15 protein-coding genes are annotated in these 18,210 nt (G+C 63.6%); 1 reads left to right on the top strand and 14 read right to left on the bottom strand.

What is annotated here, in order from left to right; genetic code table 11:
* The first annotated feature begins 201 nt into the window (after positions 1-201).
* The gene (locus tag DN824_RS10310) at positions 202-1,488 is read left to right on the top strand and encodes a hypothetical protein (protein ID WP_138408319.1); all 1,287 of its coding nucleotides are present in this window, start codon (positions 202-204) and stop codon (positions 1,486-1,488) included.
* On the opposite strand, the gene DN824_RS10305 is transcribed toward DN824_RS10310, so the two are convergent.
* The 14 genes from DN824_RS10305 to glnE all read right to left on the bottom strand — a co-directional run bounded on the left by DN824_RS10305 (position 1,482) and on the right by glnE (position 18,052).
* On the bottom strand, positions 1,482-2,102 hold the full coding sequence (locus tag DN824_RS10305; protein WP_138408318.1) for a CatB-related O-acetyltransferase: 621 nt from the start codon (positions 2,100-2,102) through the stop codon (positions 1,482-1,484). The genes DN824_RS10310 and DN824_RS10305 overlap by 7 nt on opposite strands.
* 53 nt (positions 2,103-2,155) lie before the next feature.
* On the bottom strand, positions 2,156-3,004 hold the full coding sequence (locus tag DN824_RS10300) for a glycosyltransferase family protein (protein ID WP_138408317.1): 849 nt from the start codon (positions 3,002-3,004) through the stop codon (positions 2,156-2,158).
* 58 nt (positions 3,005-3,062) lie between these two features.
* Positions 3,063-4,139: a hypothetical protein gene (locus DN824_RS10295; protein ID WP_138408316.1), complete on the bottom strand. Its 1,077-nt coding sequence runs from the start codon at positions 4,137-4,139 to the stop codon at positions 3,063-3,065.
* A 72-nt stretch (positions 4,140-4,211) separates the two neighbouring features.
* Positions 4,212-5,336, bottom strand: a complete 1,125-nt coding sequence (locus DN824_RS10290; protein ID WP_138408315.1) for a glycosyltransferase — start codon at positions 5,334-5,336, stop codon at positions 4,212-4,214.
* Positions 5,326-7,077 carry a carbamoyltransferase family protein gene (locus tag DN824_RS10285; RefSeq protein ID WP_138408314.1) on the bottom strand — a complete coding sequence of 584 codons (1,752 nt, stop codon included), beginning with the start codon at positions 7,075-7,077 and terminating at the stop codon, positions 5,326-5,328. Before DN824_RS10285 ends, DN824_RS10290 begins: the two co-directional genes overlap by 11 nt.
* Positions 7,078-7,131: 54 nt before the next feature.
* Positions 7,132-8,577 (bottom strand): lipopolysaccharide kinase InaA family protein, encoded by a 1,446-nt coding sequence (locus DN824_RS10280; RefSeq protein WP_138408313.1) that lies wholly within the window; start codon positions 8,575-8,577, stop codon positions 7,132-7,134.
* On the bottom strand, positions 8,574-9,329 hold the full coding sequence (locus tag DN824_RS10275; protein ID WP_138408312.1) for a lipopolysaccharide kinase InaA family protein: 756 nt from the start codon (positions 9,327-9,329) through the stop codon (positions 8,574-8,576). Before DN824_RS10275 ends, DN824_RS10280 begins: the two co-directional genes overlap by 4 nt.
* Positions 9,326-10,063: a lipopolysaccharide kinase InaA family protein gene (locus tag DN824_RS10270; protein ID WP_138408311.1), complete on the bottom strand. Its 738-nt coding sequence runs from the start codon at positions 10,061-10,063 to the stop codon at positions 9,326-9,328. Before DN824_RS10270 ends, DN824_RS10275 begins: the two co-directional genes overlap by 4 nt.
* Positions 10,060-10,875 carry a lipopolysaccharide core heptose(I) kinase RfaP gene (gene rfaP, locus DN824_RS10265; protein WP_138408310.1) on the bottom strand — a complete coding sequence of 272 codons (816 nt, stop codon included), beginning with the start codon at positions 10,873-10,875 and terminating at the stop codon, positions 10,060-10,062. The genes DN824_RS10270 and rfaP overlap by 4 nt, the downstream gene beginning before the upstream one ends.
* 76 nt (positions 10,876-10,951) lie before the next feature.
* Positions 10,952-12,073 carry a glycosyltransferase family 4 protein gene (locus DN824_RS10260; protein ID WP_138408309.1) on the bottom strand — a complete coding sequence of 374 codons (1,122 nt, stop codon included), beginning with the start codon at positions 12,071-12,073 and terminating at the stop codon, positions 10,952-10,954.
* On the bottom strand, positions 12,073-13,074 hold the full coding sequence (gene waaC, locus DN824_RS10255; protein ID WP_138408308.1) for a lipopolysaccharide heptosyltransferase I: 1,002 nt from the start codon (positions 13,072-13,074) through the stop codon (positions 12,073-12,075). Before waaC ends, DN824_RS10260 begins: the two co-directional genes overlap by 1 nt.
* The gene (gene waaF, locus DN824_RS10250; RefSeq protein WP_138408307.1) at positions 13,075-14,109 is read right to left on the bottom strand and encodes a lipopolysaccharide heptosyltransferase II; all 1,035 of its coding nucleotides are present in this window, start codon (positions 14,107-14,109) and stop codon (positions 13,075-13,077) included.
* Between the two features lie 25 nt (positions 14,110-14,134).
* Complete coding sequence (locus DN824_RS10245; protein ID WP_138408306.1) at positions 14,135-15,058, bottom strand: branched-chain amino acid transaminase; 924 nt, start codon at positions 15,056-15,058, stop codon at positions 14,135-14,137.
* Between the two features lie 51 nt (positions 15,059-15,109).
* Complete coding sequence (gene glnE, locus DN824_RS10240) at positions 15,110-18,052, bottom strand: bifunctional [glutamate--ammonia ligase]-adenylyl-L-tyrosine phosphorylase/[glutamate--ammonia-ligase] adenylyltransferase (RefSeq protein ID WP_138408305.1); 2,943 nt, start codon at positions 18,050-18,052, stop codon at positions 15,110-15,112.
* Between the last annotated feature and the right edge of the window lie 158 nt (positions 18,053-18,210).

The following is an 18,210-nucleotide window of genomic DNA, read 5'->3' as shown; positions in this document are numbered from 1 at the left end:
GCCAAAAAGCGCGACGGACAACGTTATCCGCCACAAAAAGGCGACAGGATAACGACTGAAGGCGCCCTTAGGCCACCCCTGCGCCACCGGCTTGCCCGAAGCCTTCCCAACGCAACCACAGCGGCCTCTATCGAGACGCACTGCGCTGTGACGTAATATTCTGCCCTCCCGCATCGAACGCTTCAGGCTCACGAAATACCCATGTACGACGTATACGCAAGAATCAAAAAACGATTACAGGGCGAGCGCCATGGCATCTACGACCTTTCCAAACCCATCGCAGCGATAATGGCCGGTATTCTTTATGACAAGCGGCCCAACCGGAAAAAGCTGAAGCGAGCCCGTAAGCTGTTGCTCTCGACGCCGAAATACTCCATGGCGCCAGAGCTTGTCGGCAACGTGTCCACCTGGTCAGTCGAAAGAGACGACCACAGGAGAAGTGCTGAAGATATCCAACGAATTTCCAAATACCAAGGACAAGGATTCCGCTTTGTACGCATCCGCGACTTGTCAGAAGACTCATATAAGAAGGTGGACATCTCTGCGCTTTGGTCGGCCGCTCGAATAGCGTGGCGCAGCCACGAAACACTGATAAATCGCGCGTTCATCTTCTGCGCCGCGACCTACGCGATCAAACATTTCAAGGTAATCGACAAAAAAGGGTTGACTCAGAAAATAACTCGACTGATCGCCTACAACAGTTCCAGTGTACCGGAATGCTTTCTGACAACGGCCTGCAGAGCGCATGGCATCGCGACCTTCTCGCTCCAACATGGCTTTTATTATGATCACGGCCAGAAGCCGCCACTCGCCGTGATCAACTATGAAAACGTAACGGCCCAGTACCTGTTGGTCTGGAGCGAGTTCTGCCGCGAACAGATTTCGGTGTTTCACCGCAGGCAAGGCATCGACATTGACTTCGAGATGCTGACGGCAGGCTATCTGAAATATGGAACGGCTCGCCCGACACCGGCCATGCCAGCCGAAGCGAACGCTCGTCCGCATATCCTCTGCCTGCTTCCCGGCCCAAAGGACGAGCAGGGCTGCGTCGAATTGCTCGAGCTTTTATCCAAGCTTCCCGAGGATTACAGGATAACGGTACGCATGCACCCTTTCATGAGGGAGTCCAGACGGCTGCTCGACGTTTTGCCGCGCCAAGCCACATTGGACGAAGGCACTTACCTAGCCGATACCCTAAGCGCGCAACGCTTTACCGCTGCAGTAGGATTCAATACGACCAGCCTATTCGAAACTTTGATCGTCCAAGTGCCTTGTGCAATCTTCCTGGCGAGCACCAACAGCTTTCGAACGCCCGAAATACCTGAATTCCAAACGGTAGATGAGTTGATCGTCCTGCTGGCCAACCCAACCTCGCCAGCCGCATTGGCCGACTATCTCCTGGGAAGCGAAACCTTTCGCTACCCCGAGCTTATCAGCGCACCGGGTCCTGCCCTGCATCCCCTGGGCGAACGGAAACCCATTCACTGACCGCGGCGAGCGACGTATTCCGTAAAGGCAGTCATATCGGTTGAACAGAGCAACTTCGCTACGGACCGAATTTCCCGCTCGGGCCAGCTCCACCACTGCGATGCCAGCAAGGCGTCGCGGTGTTCGGCATCGAACCGCCACCGCATATGGCGCGCCGGATTGCCAGCCACAATGCTGTAAGGCTCCACGTCCCGGGTAACGATCGCGCCGGCTGCCACAACGGCGCCATGGCCAATGGTTATGCCAGAAAGCACCATGCATCCGGTGCACAACCAGACGTCACTCCCTATGATCACATCGCCTCGGGTACCGTTATAGTCAATGTGCGAAACCTCTTCGAACATGGCCGGGAAAGGAAACGAACTCAGCCAGTCAACGCGATGGTTGCCCCCCAAAAGGATTCGAACATCCGCAGCGATCGAGGTATAGCTTCCGATGCGGAGCGTGGAGCCGTCGCCGAAGTCGCGAACGTCAGGCACTCCGTAGCTGCCCTCTCCGATTTCGTAATCAGGGTAACGAAATCGGAACAAAGCCGGGCCCTGCTCAAAGCGGGACAAGTCCTCCTTAATCCGCTGCTTGATCTGCTTTTTCTTACGCCGCGAAAACCACCCCATGCCATTTCCTCTTAAGTCAGTTGCGCTTCATCGAGCGGCCAACCCGCCCGTCATCAAAGCGCCCGCGGATGTTTCCCATGTACCAGGCAACGCAACAACGACGGTGTATAGCGGATCAAATGACGACGCTTACCCAATAGCTGTCGCCCCATGTAGCGCAAGACCTTGAGCCTGGAGACGCCCTTGTAATGCAAGCGCAACAGAATCGCGACATAGAACTTTTCCAGGTCGCGAAAGACACTGATCTGCTCACTTTCCTGCTCCAGCTCCGACAGGGAGTGCTGCAGGTCACCGTAACAACCGGCCGCAACTGGATGCTTCTGCGCTAGCCGCTGAATACGCACAAAGAGCGAGACGTCGACGCCATACAATGCAAAGCGCTCGTCGAACGCTTTGCCCTCTTGTTCGGCCAATGCCGTCAGCAAACGACGAGACAACGCCATACCGGACGTTATGGTGACAAGACCCTGAGCATCCAGAGGCTGTTCGGTGAATACGGCCTGCTTATCTTGCTTGGGGTAATGGCAGACCTGCTGCCCCCATATGCGAGGGGCGAGCACATCGAGCGAAGGCTGGCTTTCCAAGGCCTGCCAATAAGATTCGGTGACTTCGGTGTCGTGGTCGAAAAAGACGAACCGTTCGGCATCCATCTGCACGATCCGGTTGTACACCATGCTCAACGGAAGATTGTCCGTCCGGTTTTCGATTGTGATGGACTTCCAGCGTGAAGCACTACGGAATGCTTCGATATCGGAAGCTTCAAGGAGGCTCGGGCCGTTGTTCCATACAACCAGAGAGCTGTGCTCTCTGAGCGCTTCAGGAAGACTGCGCTCCAGACTCACCAGCGTCGCACCTTCGGCCAAACGCTGGTTGTAAATGACGACAAGAACTATGTACTTCACTGACAGATCCCAAACAAAACTGTACTGCGGGTGCGCCGTATAACTTGCCTGTGTGGCATCAGGACGGCCTATTCTTTACCTGATCGGCGGAGGCAAGGCGCTGGTGAAAATATTCGAGCGCTGCCTGCTCATCGGCTCTGCTCGGCGGCCTGGGCAGGTCTCCCGGCCAGACTCCCGACCTGAAGGATTGCTCGAACGAGCCCCCATTCATATCCTGCAGAGCACCGTCCCACCAAGCCGTTCGACAGGCCTGGGAGTACGCGTCCTCAGGCAGCAGGCAACCATAGAAGATGGATCGTCCCTGCTTTTTGACCGCTTTGGAAAACGCCTTGAGCCGCCACTTGGCCCAAAGGCGCCACCAAGGCTTCGGACAGGGCTTGCTGCGCGGAACCTCTCGACTAAGGGGCACGAGGGATGGACGGTAAGCCTCGCCATGACGGGAAAAGAACAGGGCAAGCATCGCATGGAAGTAACGCTTGCTTCCGAAGTAATGATGGATGCAGCGGTTCGCCTCATGCACGGCCTTGCCGTGGAGCGCGAACGACAGGGCCACCTGTTCGACGATCGGGATTTCGGCGCAGAACGGGTGCCACTGGTCGATGAGCCCGATCGATTGCTGGAACAGGAATCCGTCATCACGCGTCAGGCCACAGACGCCACTGTTGTACATCCGCATGTCATCGGGAGGCATGGTTCCCTGGTCGGACAACGCGGCCCGTAACCCGATGAATTCTTTGAAGCCGGCCGTGGCACGCCACTCCCACTCCAAGCTGTCCATCAGATAATTACCGTCACCGATCTGATCGAACAACGGCCTGGGATCTGACGTGAAAAAGGTATCCGAGTCAACGAACAGGGTCTTGTCGGCGAGAGCCAGCCCAGCGGCCATTGCACACGCCTTCTTGCGATGCGTATAGCCATGTTCACCAGCCCAGCTCGACAGCTGCTCTGCTGAAAGCGCCTCGGTGACGACTGGCCAACCGTCGAAATCCTCGGGTCGGTCGGTCATCACCCGGATCACGATTGCATCGTCATCCAGGTATTCCAGCGCGGTGAGAATGCTGAACTTGGCCTCCCGTATATAGGTTGGGTGACCTCCATACAGGAAATACAGCAACTGCTTAGTCATCGCCATGCGGAGTGTCGGCCTCAAAATGTCTAGCGAGTGTACCGGGGAGCGCCACAGGGCTCGTGAACATACAGGTCGTCATGCCCCGCTGCCGCGGCTGCAACCGAACCCTCTCGCCCTCAAAGCAGCGAATCGGTGCTGAGCGGAGCGATCGGAAAAAAAACGCTCGAGCCGACTGGCGACGACTCCCGCTTGCACCGACTGTGTTCCCGCAGCGACTTCAATCAATTTCTGCGCCAGCGCCGCGGCGTCGCCGAATGGGAAGAGGCTTCCCGCCTCGCCTACCACCTCACGCCCACCGCCACAATCGCTGCAGATCACCGGCACACTGGCCGCCATCGCCTCGAGCAGCACCATGCCGAACGGCTCATGATCGGAAGTCAGCGCAAATACATCGAACGCCTTGAAATAGCGACGCGCCCGAGGCACCTGCCCCAGAAACACGACCCGCTTGGCAACCCCCTCGTCTGTAGCAAGCTGCTTGAGCTGCCCTTCCAGGCGGCCGGTACCGAGAATGGCCAGCAGGCTATCTTTAGGCAAATGCGGCAAGGCGCGTGCAAAACCGCGAATCAGCGTCGCCTGATCCTTGTCCGGGTGCAGGCGTCCGACATTACCGACGACCCAGGCATCGGCGGGCAAGCCCATCGTTTCGCGCGCTGCATTCCGCTCGACTTGCTGGCTCCGCACCGCCTCGATATCGATCCGGTTATAGAGAGTTTCAATTCGTTCAGCAGGCCAGCCAGGCAAGCAACGACGAATGTCGTCGCGCACGGCGTCCGAAACCCCCAGCAACCAGAGGCGCGGGCGAAACAGGTTGGCAAACATCTGCCGTGAGCGACGTGCGTAGTCGCCGAAGGCGTGATGAACGTTGATCACCGGCAAGCCGGTGCCGAGGAGCGCCACGTAGGCCGGTTTGGAGCGATGGGCGATGCAGAACGCGAAATCGCGGACCGCAGCTATCCGACGGATATCACGTATCGCTGCGAGCTTGAGCCCACGTACCGCCTTGCTGTCGTAACCAAGAAAGATCACCTCGTCCGAGGCCGAGCCCTGCTCAACCTCGGCATCCGGCGCGCCAGTCAGATAAACGGTCGTGACCTTGTATTCGCTACCGTCAAACAGCGCCGCGTACTGGCGGGCGCAATCGAGAAAGGGACCGTCATATCCATGGCAGAGCTGCAGGACGTGCCGCTCAGCGCTCATGCCAGTCCTTGCCGTCCTTCACCACCAGAATGTCTTCCATGATCAGATACTCCAGATCCGACCCATAGAACATGTTCAGCGCATCGGTCGGCGAGCAGATCATCGGCTCGCCACGGCGGTTGAGCGAGGTGTTCAGGGAAACACCGTTGCCGGTCAGTTTTTCCAGCTCGACCATCAGGTCGTACCAGCGCGGGTTGTATTGGCGCTCGAGAACTTGGGCGCGCGAGGTACCGTCCTCATGCACCACTTCCCCGACCCGCGTCTTCCATTCTTCGTTGACCTCGAAGGTAAAGGTCATGAACGGCGAAGGATGATCGACCTTGAGCATCTGCGGCGCCACGGTGTCGAGCATCGACGGGCAGAACGGCCTCCAGCGCTCGCGGAACTTGATCTGCTCGTTGATGCGATCGGCCACGCCCGGCACGCTCGGGCAACCGATGATCGAGCGCCCGCCCAGCGCGCGCGGCCCGAACTCCATGCGGCCCTGGAACCAGGCCACGGGATTGCCCTCGACCATGATCCTGGCGATGCGCTGCGGCATGTCGTCGATCTTCTGCCACTGCGGCTGGCTCGGATGGCGGGCGCAGGCGGCGATCACGTCCTCGTTGCTGTAGGACGGCCCCAGGTAGACGTGCTCCATCTTCTCCACCGGCACGCCGCGCTGGTGCGAGACGTAGGCGGCCGCACCCACGGCGGTTCCGGCGTCGCCGGAGGCGGGCTGCACGAACAGCTCTTTCACTTCGGGGCGCGCGATGATCTTCTGGTTCAACTTGACGTTGAGCGCGCAACCACCGGCGAACGCGATCTTGCCGGTCTCGCGGATGATGTCGCCCAGGTAGTAATCCATCATCTCCAGGGCGAGCTTCTCGAACAGAGCCTGCATGCTGGCGGCATAGTGGATGTAGGGGTCGTCGGCGATGTCGCCTTCACGCTTGGGTCCCAGCCACTCGATCAGCTTGGGCGAGAAGTAATAGCCCTTGCCCTTTTCCTTGTAGCGGCGAAAGCCGATGACGTTGGCGTATTCCGTATTGATGACCAGCTCGCCATCTTCGAACTTGGCCAGGCGCGAGAAATCGTATTTGCTCGCATCGCCGTAGGGCGCCATGCCCATGACCTTGAACTCGCCGTCGAGCATCTCGAAACCGAGGAATTCGGTAATGGCGCCGTACAAGCCGCCCAGCGAGTCCGGATCGTAAAATTCCTTGATCTTGTGGATGCGGCCGTTCTCGCCGTAGCCGAAGAAGGTCGTGGCGTATTCGCCCTTGCCGTCGATGCCGAGGATCGCGGTCTTTTCCTTGAAACCGGAGCAGTGATAGGCGCTCGAGGCGTGGGCCAGGTGATGCTCGACCGGCTCGATGCGGATCTTCTTCAGATCGAAGCCGAGCTGCTGCAGGCACCACTGGATGCGTTTGTGATAGCGCTTGTACCGCCGGTTCCCCATCAGAATCGCATCGAGCGCCCGATCCGGCGCATACCAGTAGCGCTTGGCATAGTGCCAGCGGGCCTTTTCGAAAATGCTGATCGGGGCAAACGGAATGGCGACGACATCAACGTCCGAAGGTTTGATACCGGCCTGTTCCAGGCAGAACTTGGCGGACTCGTAAGGCATGCGGTTCTTCGCGTGCTTGTCGCGCACGAAGCGCTCTTCTTCTGCAGCCGCGATCAACTTTCCGTCGATGTACAACGCTGCGGAAGGATCATGACTGAGGGCGCCGGAAAGGCCGAGAATCGTCAATGCCACAGGTAAGCCTCTTAACTCTGCCGCTTCAACTGGAAGCGGCGATTGGTGTTGATGTCATGGACGGACTGAGTCCACCGAACTCGCCTTCGGCAATTGCTCGTCCAACACGCGATACAAGCCGGACTCCGCAGGCCAGTTGCGCAGGAAGCGCGCCCGGTCCCTGGCGAAGGCGGGAGCGAAGCTGCCCGGGTCCGGATGCTGGCGCACCGCATCGAGGTCGATCAGCCAGAGCTGCCCGTCCCGCCAGAGCAGGTTGGTACCTTTGAGGTCGCCATGGCTGATTCGCTCCCGGATGAAACCAGCAAACAACGCACGAGCGGCTTGCAGCATAGGCTCAGGCAGCCCGCCGTCGAGATAGGGTGCGAAAGCCTCGATTATATCCTGCCCATCCAGGTATTCGGTAACCAGGTAGCTGCGCCCACGCAACCCCAGCCGTCGATGCTCGAGCATGCCCAGCGGCCGGGGCGTGGCGATACCGACGAAATTGAGCCGGTGCCCTTCTACCCAGCTGTGCCAGGCGCGAGTCGGCCGCCAGCAGCGGCGCAGCCAGTGCCCGACGCCCTTGAGGTTGTAGCGCTTGATCACCAGCGGGCGCCCCTCGCGCTCGACCAGCGCAACGGTGGCGCTGCCGCCCTGCTTGAGGGCGCGTCCTCCGGCGATGGCTTCATCGGCATCGTCCAGCAACCCGCTCAACAGCGGCACCTGGTCCCGACAGATGGCACGCAGCTCGCTCGCGCTGCGCCGCACGCTGAACAGCGTGCAGTCACGGCCCAGCTTCCCGAGAAAATCCTTGAGCCGCCACCGCCTGACCTTCGCGATCTCCTTGAGCAGCCCTTCCAGCGGCAAGGCATGCGTGCCATTGACCAGCAGGTAATGCACCACCAGCTCTTCCAGGTATGGCTCGAGCGTGGCGGGCAACTGCGCAAAAAATACGCCCAGGTTCTCCAGCACGCGCGCACGCTCGAGCGGCTGGCCTGGCGCCGAGGCCTGGATGCCACCACCGTCGATCAGCCATAGCCGCCCGTCCTGCTTGAGGAGGTTGTCCAGGTGCAGATCGCTCTGCCACAGGCCCCTGGCGTGCAGCGCAGCTATCGACTGCAGCGCCTCGCCGAGGATCGCCTGTTGCGGATCGGACAACGGCGCTTGTCGCTCGACGGCACGCCATGCCTCGCCGAGACTTTGCGCATCCTCGAGATAGTCGAACAGCAGCCAGCCACCCTCGCCGGAAACGGCACCACTGGCGAGCAGTTCAGGGGTGAGCAGCCCCTGCTGCGAAAGCCATCGGACACCGTCACGCTCGCGTCCAAGATGCCGCTCGGCCTTGCTGCCGACGAACAGCTTGGCGAGCACCGTTCGCCCCTGCCAGCGGGCCCGGGCGACATAACGCTGACCAGGCAGCACCCGCAGCCACTGCGTCAGTTCGAGGGGCTCGCCATCGAGCGAGAGCGTCAGCGGCAAGGCCGGTGAACGGCCAGCATGGCGCAGGTCAGCGAGCCTCACGCCCGAGCTCCTTTGTCCAGACTGCGCGCCGACATTCGCCCCAGCCAGGAGTCGAGCGCCGCGTCATCGGCACCGAGCCCCAGATAGGCCGCAAGCAGACCGCGCACGTCCCTTTCACGCCAGCCACGCGCGCGGCGTACCAGCGTCTCGATATCGCGCAGCCGGTCGCCGCGGCCGAAAAACAGCGGCCGGGTCTTCTCCAGATCGATCAGACAGGCGTCGAATCCATCGTCTTCCTGGCGTAGAAAGATGTGCTTGGGGTACAGGCAGCCATGCTTCTGGCCGGCCTCGTGCAGCCGCTGAGCCAGCCGACCGCACGCCTCGAGTATGGATTCTCGGGTGGCGTTTTCCAGTTCCCGCCAGCCCGACAGCCAATCGCTCAGGTCGCGCCAGCCGTCCAGCGCACGGGTCAGCAGGATCGCCCGCACCTCGCCTTCCTGCCGACGCTGCCCGAAAAACGCCGCCTGCAACGCGGGAATACCCCGGCGCCGGTACAGGAGGATATTGCGAAACTCGCGAGCGAACGTCGGCTCGCCAAAGGGGCTGAACAGCGAGCGCGCCAGGTAATTGGACTGCCGCTTGAGGTAGTAGGCCCGGCCTTCGACCTCGAGCCGATAAACGCCGCTCCAACCGCCGCGCCCGCGGTTGAGTTCGTCTACCGCGGGAAGCTCGAGCGCCCACAGGGAATCGAAGTCGGCGATGCCGTTGCGCTGCAGAACGTCGTGATCGTCGTCGGCGAAAAAATCCTTCATTCGCGGCCCTCGAAGAACGTGAGTATCTGCCGGATCATGGGGCGATCCGCCGGCGTCAGACAGGACTGCTGCCGATACTGAAGATAGAAGCGAAGACGCTGGGTACGCGACAGCCGGTACTTGGCCACCTTGTCCAGGCAGGCCAGGTCCTTGACGACGCGGTGGCGCAGGAACGGCCCCCACCAGAAATCGCCGGTGGGACAGTCGATGAGAAACAGCTGGTCCGCCTCGTTCACCAGCAGATTCCGCCATTTGAGATCGTTGTGGGCGAACCGGTGCTCGTGCAGGGCACGGGTCGCCTGGGCCAGCTGGCGGCTGATGTGATCGACCCAGGCCCGGTCGGACAACCGGGGGTCGCCGGCCTTGGCCATGGCTGCCATATCGGTGGTGTTCTCCACCTCCAGCGTCACCAGCGCGCCGCGGGCGAAGAAGCCATGGCGGCGCTCCAGCCCCCAGGCGACCATTGGCGCCACCGGGATGCCCAGACGCCCGAAATAGCGCAGATTCTGCCATTCCGCCTTGACCCGGGGCCTGCCGACGAAGCGGCGCAGCCCCTTGCCGGCCGCGTGATAGCGCTTGACGTAATAACGCTTCCCGTCGACCGTCACCCGGACCACTTCGGACAACGGATCACTGGCGATGCGCTCGCCTTCGAGGGCGAATACCGCATCGAGCGAGCGGAAAGCCGAGGCGACTGCCGGCGAGACATCCGGAACGACCTGCCATTGGCTCATTGCCCGGCATCCGGCGCATATTTGCGCATGTAGCGCGCCTGCAACTGCGCGCCCTTGCGGGCCAGACGCGCGAGCAGTGGCGCCTCGTCGCGCAGGACCTCGCGCAGGGGCTTGTGGAAATAACGGCGCAAGAAACGCAGGCGATCGCGATCGGTCAGGCCGATGTCCATCGCGGAAAAATAGAGGCCGGCCAGGTCCTTGTCACGCCAGCGCCGGGGCGTCGCGGCGCGCGTCTGGGCTCGATGCAGGTCGATCAGCGACAACCGGACGGCATCGGCCGTCACCGGCACGTCGGTATGCAGGAGGAAATGACAGATGTAGCAATCGCGATGGTTGACGCCGGCCCGGTGCATGGTCCCGGTCATGCGCGCTACTTCGTCGATCAGCGCCCATTTCAGCCGGGCAGGCGGCGGCTGTTGAGGCCAGTCGCGGCAGAAGTCTTCGAGACTGATGGTCGGCGCCAGCTCTTCGGTGATGATGAACGAATGCTGCGCCGCCGGATTGCTGCCCCGCTCGCCATAGGCCACCGCCGTCATGGTCGGCACACCGACCTGGTGCAGTCGATCGAGCGCCTGCCACTCCTGCCCCGCACCCAGCACCGGCGCCTTGGCGGTGAGCAGATTCTTGAGGATCTCTCCCCAGCCAACGCCACGGTGGATCTTGACGAAATAGCCGCGCCCCTCGACCTCGGTACGCAACGTGCGCCGCGCCTCGAGTTCACGGTAGACCTGCCCCTGCAATTGCTCGACCGCCTGGAACGGGTCGCGACCGGCCCACAGCGAGGCGAACGGCTCGCCGAGTTTCAGCTTCATCGGACACCTCCCCGGGCACATGCACCCGTGTCGAAGATTGCCGGACCCGCTCCAACCGCATCCTGCGGACGGACACTCACGAACGCGCCTCCAGAATCACATCGGCGGCCCGCTCCGGCATGCTGTAGAGATCGGTCCGGTCGGCATAGGCCAGCGCATTGCTCTGCCAGAGCGCGCGCTGTTCGTCGCTGGCGAGCATCTGCGCGAGCAGCGCGTTCAGGGTCTGCTGGTCGAAGGGGCTTGGCACCACGCGGCCGCAATCGGCTTCTTCGATGTAATGGGCATAGCCGCAGACGTCCGTCACCAGCACCGGCAGCCCCGCCACCAGCGCCTCGAGCAGCACGGTACCGGTGTTCTCGTTGTACGCCGGATGGATCAGCAGGTCGGCGCCGAGCAGGAAGCGCGGCACGTCGCTGCGTCCCTTGAGGAACACGACCTGCTCGGCGATGCCCAGCGCCGCGCTCTGCAGCTGAAAGGGCTTCGGATCGTCCTGGCCGATGACGAACAGCCGCGTGCGCTGCTTGAGCGCGCGCGGCAGTGCCGCCAGGGCCTTGAGGCTGCGGTCCAGGCCCTTGGTCTTGAAGCCCGAGCCGATCTGCACCAGCAGCAGCTGGTCGTCGTCCAGCCCGAACTCCGCACGGAAATCGGCGCGAACGGCCTCGGCATCGGGCGGCGCGCGGCGGTCCTGGGCAATGCCGGGGGGCAACAGGTGGAAGCGCTCGGCCGGCGTCCCGTAGTGCTTGACGAACAGCGGTTGCTGCACCTCGGAGATCATCAGGATCTCGGTCTTCGAACGGGGGTCGAAGACCGCTCGCTCATAGCGGGCGAAGTGCTTGTAACGACCCCAGCGGCGATAGAGCGGGTTGCGCAGCGTTTGCGCCTTGTCTTCGAAACAGGGATCGGCCGCGTAGTACACGTCCAGCCCGGGCATCTTGTTGAAGCCCACGACCCGATCGACCGGCCGCCTGGCCAGGTCGTCCTCGACCCAGGCCGTGAAGCGCTCGTTGCGGACATGGTTGAACAGCGCCTTCACGGGCGCGACGAGCACCTCGAAGCCTTCGGGCACGTCGCCTTCCCAGATCATCGTGTAGACACGAATGGCATGGCCACGGCGCTGGCACTCCAGCGCGATGCGCATGAAATCGCGCTGCAGACCGCCGAACGGGAAATATTTGTAGAGGATAAAGGCCAGTTGCATCAGACACTCTCCGGCTTCAGCAACAGCGTCTGAAGTTCATTGAAGACGCGCTCGGCACGGAGCTCGTCGAAACAGGGCTTTTCCCGATCGCCGCTGCCGGCGTTCGGGCCGCTGGCACACAGATGGACCTGGGAGCGCCCATAGGCGCCCACCCGCCCGGGCAGCGTCGGGCCGTAGAGCGATACCGTCGGCACGTCGAGCGCCGCCGCCAGATGCCCAAGCCCGGTGTCCACCGCCACGCAGCCTCTCGCGCCGGCGATCTGCCCGGCGACGCCGGCCAGGTTCAGGCGGGGCAACACCGACACCCGGGAAAGCCCCTCGGCGATTCGCTCGGCGCGGGCTCGCTCGACCTCGTTGCCCCACGGCAGGCGGATCGCCCAGCCATCGGCGCTCAGGCGCTCGGCCAGCTCACGCCAATAGGGCTCGGGCCAGTGCTTGCTCGGCCAGGTGGTGCCATGCAGGAACACCAGATAAGGCTCGCCGCTGCCCAGTTGCAGCCGTGCCCGGTCCAGCCCGTAGTCACCGAGACCGGCCGGTACCGGATATCCCAGTGCCTGGGCGACCAGCTGGCGGACCCGCTCCAGCGCGTGCTGCTCGCGCGGCACGGCATAGCGGCGGTCATAGAAACGCGACGCCAGCGGCTCGCGCGCCGAATGCCGGTCGAGTCCGGCGACGTCGGCGTCGGCATAGCGCGTCAGCAGGGCGCTCTTGAGCAGGCCCTGGGCATCGATCACCAGATCGTACTTGCGCTCGCGAAGGCTCGCCTTGAAGCGGGCCCACTCGCCGCTGCGCAGCGTTTGCAGCGGATGCTTGCGCCAGCGCCGGATCGCCACGGGAATGACTCGGTCGACCGCCGGATGCCAGCTCGGAATCTCGGCGAAACCCTCCTCCACCACCCAGTCGAAGCGCACGTCGCCCAGGGCACGCAACGCATCGGTCAGCGCCGGTAGCGTATGGATGACATCGCCCAGCGAGGAAGTCTTGACCAGCAGAACACGCACTCAGCGGACCTCGACCGGCTGCGGGACCAGGCGATCGAGCGCCTCGACCACCGGCCTCGGCTTGAGCTCGCGCATGCAGTTGTTGTGGCCGAAGCGGCAGGTGCGTTCGAAGCAGGGGCTGCAGTCGAGCCCGAGCCGCACCACTTCGACCTGCTGCGACAGCGGCGGTGTAAACGCCGGCGAGGTGGAGCCGTAGACCGCGACCAGCGGCCTGGCGACTGCCGCAGCCACGTGCATCAACCCCGAATCGTTGGAGACCACCGCCTCGGCGCAGGACAGCAGGTCGATCGCCTCGGCCAGGCTGGTCTCGCCCGACAGGTTGATCGCCTCTTCCCGCAAACCCGGTATCAGGCGCGCCCGGATGTCTTCGCCGACCTCGCGGTCGTTCTTCGAGCCGAACAGCCAGACCTGCCAGCCCTGCCTAATCTTCAGCTCGGCGACCTTGGCGAAGTGCTCCGCGGGCCAGCGCTTGGATTCACCGAACTCCGCCCCCGGGCACAGCGCCAGCGCCGGGCGATCGAGACTCAATTCGAACTTGGCCAGCGCCGCCTCGCGGCTCTGCGCCTCGATGCGCAGCGCAGGCTGGGGATAAGGCTCGGGAAGCGTGGCGCCCGGCTCGAAGGCGAGAGCCATGAACCGCTCGATCATCAGCGGATAGCGCGCCTTGTCCAGCTTGCGGATGTCATTGAGCAGGCCGAAACGCATCTCGCCGCGCCAGCCGGTCCGCTTGGGTATGCCGGCAAAGAACGGCACCAGCGCCGACTTCAGCGAGTTGGGCAGCACGATGGCCTGGTCGTAACGGCCGCGCAGCCCCTGAGCGATCCTGCGGCGCGTGGCCATTTCCAGCGCACCGTGGCCGACCGGGAAGCTCAGCGCTTCACGCACCTCGGGCATCCGCTCGAGGATCGGACGGCTCCATTCCGGCGCCAGCACGTCGATCTGGCACTCGCCATGGCGCTGTTTCAGGCAGGCGAACAGGGTCTGCGCCATCACCATGTCGCCGACCCAGCTGGGACCTATGATCAGAATATTCATCAGCTCGAAGCCTTCAGCTTCCGGCTTACCTGACCAACGTCCGCCATTCGGCGTGCGCCGCGGTCTGGCCGGTGACCAGATCGAAATAGGCCTTCTGCAGTTTCTCGGTCACCGGGCCACGGCGACCGGGGCCGATCAGGCGGCCGTCGACTTCGCGGATCGGCGTCACTTCGGCGGCGGTGCCGGTGAAGAAGGCCTCGTCGGCGATGTACACCTCGTCGCGGGTGAGGCGCTTCTCGACCACCTTCAGGCCCAGCTCTTCGGCCAGCGTCAGCACGGTGCCGCGGGTGATGCCGTTGAGGCAGGCGGTCACCTCGGGGGTGTAGATGACGCCGTCCTTGATGATGAAGATGTTCTCGCCCGAACCCTCGGCCACGTAACCCTCGGGATCGAGCATCAGGGCTTCGTCGGCGCCGCCGGAAATCGCTTCCTGCAGGGCCAGCATCGAGTTGATGTAGGCGCCGTTGGACTTGGCGCGGGTCATCGAGATGTTGACGTGATGGCGGGTGAAGGAGCTGGTGCGGACCTTGATGCCCTGGGTCAGGGCCTCTTCGCCCATGTAGGCGCCCCAGTGCCAGGCGGCGACGATCAGGTGGACCTTCAGCCCGGTGGCGCGCAGGCCCATGCCTTCGGATCCGTAAAACACCATCGGACGGATGTAGGCGGTTTCCAGGTTGTTCTCGCGCACCGCGGCGCGAGTCGCCTCGTTGACCTCGTCCTTGGTGAACGGGATCTTCATGTTCATGATGTGCGCGGAATCGAACAGGCGGTCGGTGTGCGCCTGCAGGCGGAAGATGGCGGTGCCATCGGGGGTGTTGTAGGCACGTACGCCTTCGAAAACGCCCATCCCGTAGTGCAGGGTGTGGGTCAGTACGTGGGTGGTCGCCTCACGCCATTGAACCAGTTCGCCGTCATACCAGATCACGCCATCACGGTCGGACATCGACATCGTTGCCAGCTCCTCGAAATTCGCTACGTAGGTTGCAAGGTTGCGGCGGGGCTAGCTGAGCCCCAGCTCGCGCCAGATGCGCATGACCGCCTGGCGTTCTTCACGGAATTGGTCCGCACTCACCTCGCCGGGCAGCTTCTGCAACGACAGGCGGTGCGCTGCGGCGCGATAGGCCTTGTAGGCCTCCTGCAGCAGACCGACCTCGCCCGCGGGCATCAGCCCGGCCTGCTGGAGGCCATCGAGGATGCGGATGTTATCGGTGTAGCGCAGCAGCTCGGGGTGCCCATGCGACCACGCCAAAGCCGCGTATTGCACCATAAATTCGATATCCACGATACCACCGGCGTCCTGCTTGAGGTCGAAGCTGGCCTGCGGATCGAAGGCGTTGTCGCCAAGGCCGGCCTGGGTTCGCCGCGTCCCGAGGCTGTCGCGCATCTTGGCGCGCATCTCGCTGACCTCGCTGCGCAGCCGGGCCAGATCGCGCTCGCGGCTGAGCACCGCGACGCGCACCTGCTCGAAATCGGTCGCCAGCCGCGGGCAACCCACCAGCACCCGGGCACGCACCAGCGCCTGATGTTCCCAGGTCCAGGCCTCGTCGCTCTGGTAGCGCTCGAAGGCCTTCAGCGAACTCACCAGCAACCCGGCGGCACCCGACGGGCGCAGCCGCATGTCGACCTCGTACAGCTGGCCGCTGACGGTCTGCGTGGTCAGCAAATGGATGATCCGCTGGCCCAGCCGGGTGAAGAACTGCGCCCCATCGATCGGCTTGGCGCCATCGGTCTCGGCATTGGGGTCGCCGTCGTGGACGAACACCAGGTCCAGGTCCGACCCGTGGCCCAGTTCCAGGCCGCCGACCTTGCCGTAACCGACGGTGACGAACGCCGGATCGCAGAGCGAACCGTCGCTGCGCGTCGGCTGGCCGTGGCGGGCCACCGTATGGCGCCAGGCCAGCGCGAAGACCTCTTCGAGAATCGCCTCGGCAAGCCAGGTGAGGTAGTCGCTGACCTTCATCAGCGGCAGGGTGCCGGCGATTTCGGAGGCGGCCACCCGCAGCCGGTGGGCCAGCTTGAAATGCCGCAGCGCCTCCATCTGCTGCTCCAGGTCGTCTTCCGGAATCCGCATCAGCCGCTCGCGCAGTTCGGCGGCGAGCTCCGGCGCCTGTGGCGGGCTGTAGAGCCTGCCGGCGTTGAGCAGCTCGTCGAGCAGGACCGGAAAACGGGCGATCTGCTCGGCGATCCACGGACTGCCCGCACAGAGCTCCAGCAACCGCTGCAACGCACCCGGGTTCTCGGTCAGCAGGACGAGGTAGGCCGAGCGCCGCGCCACGGCTTCGATCAGCGGCAGCACCCGCTCGAGCACCAGGTCCGGGTCCTCGTGCTCCACCGCCTGCGCCAGCAGCCTCGGAATGAAGCTGTCCAGCCGCTCGCGCCCGAGCCGCTGCATGGTGCGCACCTGGCTGCCGCTGCGCAGCGCGCCGAGTCGCTCGCAGGCGCCCTGCGGATTGGCGAACCCCGCCTCGGCCAACTGGCGGCAGGCGAACTCCTCGTCCCAGTGCTCCTGCCACAACGGCAGCCACTCCAGCCCGGCCAAGGGTTGGCCCTGCCCCGCCTCATCCTCGTCCGGATCGGCGATGACATTGGCGAAGTGCCGGGCGACGCGCTCGCGCCAGTACCGCAGCCGTTCGTGGAACGCCTCCCAGCTGTCGAAGCCGAGCATGAAGGCCACCCGCGTACGGTCCGGCTCCCCGTCCGGCAGCATCTGCGTCTGGCGATCGCCAATCGCCTGCAGGGCATGCTCGGAATAGCGCAGGAACTCGTACCCCTCGCGCAGCTCGGCGACCGCCTCGGCCGGCAGATAGCCCTGGCTCTCCAGGGTGGCCAGCACCGTCAGCAACGGGCGCTGCTGCAGGCTCAGGTCGCGGCCGCCGTGGATCAGCTGGAACGACTGGGCGATGAATTCGACCTCGCGAATCCCGCCGGCACCGAGCTTGATGTTCTCGGTCATGCCCTTGCGCCGGACCTCCTGCTGGATCAGCTGCTTCATGCTGCGCATCGCGTCGATCGCCGAGAAGTCCAGGTAGCGGCGATAGACGAAGGGCCGCAGCATCGCCAGCAGCTCGCCACCCGCGCGCTGGTCGCCGCCGACCACCCGCGCCTTGATCATCGCGTAGCGCTCCCAGTCGCGGCCCTGATCCTGGTAGTACTGTTCCAGCGCATTGAAACTGAGCACCAGCGCACCGGCCGAGCCATAGGGGCGCAGCCGCATGTCGACACGGAAGACGAAACCGTCGACGGTGATGGCATCGAGCGCCTTGATCAGACGCTGCCCCAGGCGGATGAAGAACTGCTGGTTGTCCAGCGAGCGCTTGACCCCCTCGGTCTCCCCGCCTTCCGGGTAACCGAAGATCAGGTCGATGTCGGACGACAGGTTGAGCTCGTGGGCACCGAGCTTGCCCATGCCGAGGATGACCATGTGCAGGGGCGCGCCGCTATGGCGCCCCACGGGCGTGCCGAACTGCTCGCAATGGCGCGGATAGATCCACTGGTAGGCCAGGTCGATGCACGCATCGGCAAGATCCGACAGGTCGCGACAGGTCTCGGCCAGCGCCGCCTGACGCGTCACGTCGCGCCAGATGATGCGCACCTGTTGACGGTTGCGGAATCGTCGCAGGACCTGGGCCAGGGCTTCCTCGTCGGCGCAGGCCTCCAGCTGCGCGGCCAGGCTCCGGCGCAGCTCCCCCTCGGCCATCGGGCGCTCGAGCAGCCCGCTTTCGGCCAGCTCCAGCAACATTTCGCGATCTCGGCTAACCTGATCGACGACGAATTCACTGGCGGCGGCAATCCGCCTGAAGGCATCGCGCCTGTCCGAAGGCCATGCAGCGAATCGGTCCGCGGCTTCCGACGGACAGCCCTCGCCAGGGAGGAACAACCCTTCGGCACGACTGACAAAACCCAGAAGCGGGGCCGGCACTGCTACCTGCGAAGGCAGACTCATGAAAATTTCCTTCAGGCCTTGGGCAAGCGTTCGAGGACCAAGCGAAGCGGCGCAGGACGCGGCTTTGCGGCCCGATCCGGGTGACTGGAGAAGGGCGCGAAGGACCCCGCAGCTGTAGTTTCACTACCGGTGTTTGTGCCCCGGGGGCTGAACATGCC

Origin of the sequence: Stutzerimonas nosocomialis (genome assembly GCF_005876855.1) — a bacterium.
Lineage (GTDB): Bacteria > Pseudomonadota > Gammaproteobacteria > Pseudomonadales > Pseudomonadaceae > Stutzerimonas > Stutzerimonas nosocomialis.
Note: the sequence above shows the minus strand (reverse complement) of the source record. Positions and strands in the feature narration are given on the sequence as shown.

Coding starts and splice junctions, on each gene's coding strand:
- DN824_RS10260 (WP_138408309.1), bottom strand. CDS start 12,073: ATGCAACTGGCCTTTATCCTCTACAAATATTTCCCGTTCGGCGGTCTG.
- DN824_RS10275 (WP_138408312.1), bottom strand. CDS start 9,329: ATGAAGGATTTTTTCGCCGACGACGATCACGACGTTCTGCAGCGCAAC.
- DN824_RS10295 (WP_138408316.1), bottom strand. CDS start 4,139: ATGGCGATGACTAAGCAGTTGCTGTATTTCCTGTATGGAGGTCACCCA.
- DN824_RS10290 (WP_138408315.1), bottom strand. CDS start 5,336: ATGAGCGCTGAGCGGCACGTCCTGCAGCTCTGCCATGGATATGACGGT.
- rfaP (WP_138408310.1), bottom strand. CDS start 10,875: ATGAAGCTGAAACTCGGCGAGCCGTTCGCCTCGCTGTGGGCCGGTCGC.
- DN824_RS10305 (WP_138408318.1), bottom strand. CDS start 2,102: ATGGGGTGGTTTTCGCGGCGTAAGAAAAAGCAGATCAAGCAGCGGATT.
- waaF (WP_138408307.1), bottom strand. CDS start 14,109: ATGAATATTCTGATCATAGGTCCCAGCTGGGTCGGCGACATGGTGATG.
- glnE (WP_138408305.1), bottom strand. CDS start 18,052: ATGAGTCTGCCTTCGCAGGTAGCAGTGCCGGCCCCGCTTCTGGGTTTT.
- DN824_RS10270 (WP_138408311.1), bottom strand. CDS start 10,063: ATGAGCCAATGGCAGGTCGTTCCGGATGTCTCGCCGGCAGTCGCCTCG.
- DN824_RS10245 (WP_138408306.1), bottom strand. CDS start 15,058: ATGTCGATGTCCGACCGTGATGGCGTGATCTGGTATGACGGCGAACTG.
- DN824_RS10310 (WP_138408319.1), top strand. CDS start 202: ATGTACGACGTATACGCAAGAATCAAAAAACGATTACAGGGCGAGCGC.